Raw genomic sequence first — 5,308 nt, forward strand, 5'->3', positions numbered from 1 at the left:
ATACGCAGTGTTTAACTTTCGGTTCAATACCACGTGGCTGGGCAGCTCCAAAAATTCAATACAATTTAATTACGATTTCAGGAAGTATATAGGCCTCAGTAAAAAAAATCCGGAAGAGGTGTTGGCATTCTGGTCACTGGCCTCTTTCAAACTGAATGGCACCATTCCTTACCTGGAATTGCCTGCTACAGGTTATGATATCTATAACCGATCCGGCCGGGCTTATACCATCGGGAGATTTAAAGGCCCATCGTATGCATACTATGAATCAGAGTACCGTTTTCCCATCACCCGCAATAAACTGTTAAGCGGCGTAGCTTTTTTTAATATAGAAACCGCGTCAGACGGCATGGGGAAAAAACTGTTTCAATATTGGGAACCTGCCGGGGGAGCCGGACTCAGAATCCTCCTGCAAAAGAAAAGCCGCTCTACCATATGTTTTGATTATGCCAAAGGTAAATACGGGTCAGGTGGTTTCTTCTTTGGATTAAATGAAGCCTTTTAAATGAATGTATCCCAGGTTTTTGCTGGACGGGCATCTGTTTTTCTGGAAATTAAATTAAGTTTACAGCATCACCTGATCAACAATTTTATAAGGAGATTCCGTTCATAATTCAAGCTGTCTTATTTGAATCCGTTTAACAAAATAGCACCTGACAAGTGGAAACATTTCTATGTGGGGATCCTGATGGGAGGATTCCTGGAAGTGGCCGCATGCATAGTATGGCCGGAGCGTCCGGTGATGGCTTCTTTCATAGCATTGGCACTGGTAGTGTCCATCAGTTATGGCTTTGAATTGTTTTCCCTGGTTACCGGCAGAGGGCATTATGATGTAATAGATGCCATAGCAGGTATTATCGGGGGCATGCTGGGGATGGTGATAGTTCTTCTAAAACAATTTTTATGAAGATGCGTACCTTATTTGCCGCTGTATTGCTATCACTCACCGCCGTGCATAGGATGTTTCTTCCAGTGATACCGGAACATCATATGACCAGAAAGTAGTGTTTTTCATGGATGGAAAAATGGACACAACACTGTTGGTAACAAGAATATATAGGGCCTTCTATTTCTTAATACATTTTCATACAATTTTCTGAGATCTGAACACTTTTACCCTGGTATTCCGTGGCACCTTTGAGTACATTAAACTAAAGAAAATGAAAATCGTACTTACCGGCTCCCTCGGGAATATTAGTAAACCGCTCACTGAAATATTGGTAAAAGAAGGACACCAGGTCACCCTCATCAGCACAGATCCCAATAAGCAGGACCAGATACAGGCTATGGGTGCTCATCCCGCTATCGGCAGCATCCTGGATCTGCCTTTTCTCATTAAAACTTTTACAGGGGCAGATGTTGTTTATTGTATGAATCCACTGGATTTCACTGCACGGGACCTGCACGCATGGGATGGGAATATGGATAATTATATCAAGGCTATCAGAGAAACCAGGATAAAGCGTGTAATCGTGCTCTCTGGCTGGGTCGCCCACCTGCTGAACGCTATCCAGCCGGAGAAAAAGTTTGAAGCACTCAAGGACCTGTCTATTACCTTTGTGCGACCAGGACCTTTTTACAGTAATTTCTATCACCTGAAGGATATGATCCGCCACCAGGGCATGATTGTATCTAATTATGGCGGAGAAGATATGGTGGCTTTTGTAGCGCCTGAAGACATCGCTGCTGCCATCGCAGAAGAGATCAATGCCCCGGCACCTGTAAGTTTGAAAGTGATATATGTGGCCAGCGAAGAACTTACCTGTACCCGGACAGCACAAATTATTGGAGAAGCTATCGGAATACCAGACCTCCAATGGATAGCATCTCCCGGAGAACAGGTGAAACAAGGACTCGAAGCTACCGGCATATCGCCTGAGGTGGCCGGATTATTGGTAGAAATGCAGGAGAATATGCACAATGGAAAAGCGCAGAGGGATTACTACCTTAACAGACCGATATTAGGGAAACGAAAACTACAGGATTTTGCCAGGGAGTATGCTGTCTGGTACCATCAAAACTAAATATTATGACCGGAAACCTTCCCCTGAAGATAAAAGGTATACAGGAACTATTGCAGTTGAGAGGCTTGCCTGTTACCAAACATCCCCTGATCAGTGTATTAAACATTACTGAGTTAAAAGAGCGCCCTAAGAATTTAGATATCGTGGTAACCACTGATTTTTATTTTATAGGGATGAGCAAGTCCACACAATCTTGTTTAAAAATGAAGTATGGACAGCAGGAATATGATTTTGATAAAGGTGTGATGAAATTTATAGCACCGGGGCGGGTTTTTAGTTTTAATACTGATCAGGTGGAAGAAATAGATCTGGATGGATGGTTGCTCATGGTCCATCCAGACTTTTTCTGGAAGCATCCCCTTGCATTCAAGATTAAGCAATACGAATTTTTTGACTATACGGTAAATGAAGCCCTGTTCCTGTCTGATAATGAGGAACAGACTATTAGCGGGTTATTTAAGAATATTGAACAGGAGTATAGTGCCAACATTGATAAATTCAGTCAGGGGATTATTATTTCCTTCATCGAATCCCTGTTGGGATATTCAGAGCGCTTTTACCAGCGACAGTTCATTACCCGTAAAATTACGCACCATGGTATCGTAAGCCAGCTGGAAACATTGTTGGAAAAGATTTTTTCTCAGAAAGTACTGGAAGAAAACGGAGTACCTACGGTAAAGGATATATCCAGTCAGCTGAATATTTCACCTAATTATCTGAGTGGCCTGCTTAAAACGCTTACAGGTAATAGCACCCAACAGCATATACAGGAGAAGATCATAGAGAAGGCGAAGGAAAGACTGATGATGACAGATTTGTCCGTAAATGAAATAGCTTTTGAACTGGGATTTGAATATCCGCAGTCTTTTTCTAAATTGTTCAAGACTAAGACGAATATTTCACCGCTGGAATTCAGAAAGTCTAGCCGGTTTTAATCTGAAATATTATAGATGCGTAGCCGGAATTAGCCGCTGAAAATCTGATGCATTTTCTGTAATCCGCAGCGATAACGGCTGCCAGCAGACTTACTGCGGGCCAGTTCACGGAAGTTTACACAAGGGTATGTATTGTTGTTTATAGGAAGACGTGCCGTAAAGAAATATACACTTACTATTTCAGTACCCAAAATCCCGTGCTACCTGGTTTTCTTTCATCTGTCGCCTTCTTTAACAGTGTATCGCCAACTGCTATGTTTCCAAATATTTCAATGCCTGCATCAACAGTCATACCTTGCCGGATGTCCACCCATTCCGCTTTACCCTGATGAACGCGGATCACAAATTTCTTTTCCTGGGTCGTGGCAACAGCTGCAAAGGGGACTATGAATGATGATGTACCGCGTTCCAGGGCAATCTTTACATAAGCAAAGGAACCTGCTTTGAGTAGGTGATCACTGTTATTTACCTGGAATTCCCACAACTCAGTGCGGGTGCCAGGATCAATCGTTTCTGATTTGCGGGTAAGCACTGCTTTGAAACGTTGTGTAGGATAAGCATCTACCCGAAAATCGATATTCTTTGAAATACTGGCAGCAGCAGTATAGATTTCAGGAACGGCAGCACGAAGGCGCAAGGTCCGGTTATTCTGCACAGTGAGTAACATGGCATTGGAACCTACCAGCGATCCGGGATCGGCTTTACGGGCTGTGATTACACCGTCAAAAGGTGCCGTGATATACAGGTATCCAGACACTTCTTTGTATGCCTGCGACTGTTTACTGGCGGCTACATAGGTAGCACTATCTGCCAGCATTAAATTGCGGTTACGCTCCAGGTCTACCGGTGCAACAATACCTGGCGTTTTTGCCTGGGACGCCCGAAGTAATCGTTCATAATTATCTCTGCTGGATGCCCATTTAGCCTTTGCCGACTGCAAAGCGGCTTCTGATTCTGCAAAGCGGCTGTTCACTTCCGGGGCTTCGATAATGGCAAGTGTTTGCCCTTTTTTTACACGGTCGCCCAGATCTACTTTCATCGCACGTACAAAGCCCTGTACTTTTGCAAACAGTTCTGCATTTTCATATGGAATCAGTTCGGCTGGTAACTCGATCGTTTTTTTAACGGTATCCTGCTTCAATATGAATACTGGCACAGTGTCCTGCACGGCAGCTGCGCTTTCTTTTTCTGGCTGTTGCTGTGTGTTACCGCAAGCCGCCAATATTATAATGACACTAATGAACGCGATGGATCGCATATAATTGAGTTTATTTTTATTACTGTTTGTCATAGTGAATGCTGTTTGAATCATCCGGATCTAAAGAAACATATTTAAATGGCCTTCTGCCGATGATCAGTTGATATACATGGGGCAGGAAAAACAATACCCCGATGGCGGAGAAAAGAAGTCCCCCGATTACCGCGATACCCAACGGGGCTGTCTGATCACCGCCTTCCGAAATGCCCAAAGCCATAGGAATCATTCCCGCTATCATGGCGGCACTGGTCATTAAAATAGGACGTAACCGCGCTTCGGCTGCCCGCATATGACCGAATTGAATACCTGCCTTTCTATTAAATTCAGCGTTTGTTATGAAAAGCACCGCATTTGCAATAGCTACACCTACCGCCATGATCGTACCCATATATGACTGAATATTTAAAGAGTTGCCAGTAACTAAAAGGAACAATAGCGAACCGGCAACTACCGCTGGTATAATCGATAAAGTAGCCAGTGCAACCCGGAACGATTGAAAGTAAACAGCCATTACCAGGAAGATCACGATCACCGCTATTAATAATCCAAATTGCAGACTGGTAAGTGTTTGCTCCAGTAACTGCGGTTGACCGCGTAGCAGGATTTTAGCGCCATTCGGAAGTTTCCCTATACCGGAAATGATCTTGTTTACTTGATTGAAAACCGTTCCCAAATCCTGTTTGTGAACGTTCGCTGTAATAGTGATATAACGTTGCTGATTAAGCCGGTCATATTCCCCGGTAACAATCGTGCGCTTCCAGGTAGCTACCTCGCTCAAATAATGTGTGCTGCCTATGCCCCCGGATATTGGGATTGCTTCCAGTTGTGCGGTGCTATTCATCCTGTACTCCGGGTATTGCACCTGTACCTGGTAAGCAGTACCAGTTGTTTTGTCCAGCCAGTAATTAGGCGAGGTAAAACGACTGGATGACGTAGCAGTAGCGATGGAACGGGCTACCTGATCTCCTGAAATACCCAGCTGCCCCGCCTTTACTCTATCCACATCTAACCGGATGGCCGGATAATCCAAGGGAGTAGCTATTTGAAGATCACGCAGGGAAGGAATGGCAGATAACTTATTTAATAATTCC

The 5,308-nt window shown here is 44.0% G+C and carries 5 protein-coding genes and 1 pseudogene; 4 read left to right on the top strand and 2 right to left on the bottom strand.

Annotated features, from left to right (window positions below; translation table 11 throughout):
* The 4 genes and pseudogenes from VIP81_RS18130 to VIP81_RS18145 form a co-directional block, all read left to right on the top strand.
* Nucleotides 1-505, top strand: a pseudogene (locus tag VIP81_RS18130) (hypothetical protein); the annotation flags it as partial.
* A gap of 123 nt (nt 506-628) precedes the next feature.
* Complete coding sequence (locus VIP81_RS18135) at nt 629-907, top strand: hypothetical protein (protein WP_331964094.1); 279 nt, start codon at nt 629-631, stop codon at nt 905-907.
* Between the two features lie 253 nt (nt 908-1,160).
* Nucleotides 1,161-2,024, top strand: a complete 864-nt coding sequence (locus VIP81_RS18140) for an NmrA family NAD(P)-binding protein (RefSeq protein ID WP_331964097.1) — start codon at nt 1,161-1,163, stop codon at nt 2,022-2,024.
* A 5-nt stretch (nt 2,025-2,029) separates the two neighbouring features.
* A complete protein-coding gene (locus VIP81_RS18145) occupies nt 2,030-2,959 on the top strand; it encodes an AraC family transcriptional regulator (protein ID WP_331964100.1) in 930 nt (309 codons plus the stop codon).
* 175 nt (nt 2,960-3,134) lie between these two features.
* Here the strand turns inward: VIP81_RS18145 and VIP81_RS18150 are convergent, their stop codons facing one another.
* Both VIP81_RS18150 and VIP81_RS18155 read right to left on the bottom strand, forming a co-directional pair.
* Nucleotides 3,135-4,217, bottom strand: coding sequence for an efflux RND transporter periplasmic adaptor subunit (locus tag VIP81_RS18150; RefSeq protein WP_331964103.1), 1,083 nt, complete (start codon nt 4,215-4,217; stop codon nt 3,135-3,137).
* 19 nt (nt 4,218-4,236) lie between these two features.
* Nucleotides 4,237-5,308: efflux RND transporter permease subunit (locus VIP81_RS18155; RefSeq protein WP_331964106.1), on the bottom strand; the 1,072-nt coding region annotated here is incomplete at its 5' end.

It is taken from the genome of Chitinophaga sp. (assembly GCF_036566945.1).
GTDB lineage: Bacteria > Bacteroidota > Bacteroidia > Chitinophagales > Chitinophagaceae > Chitinophaga.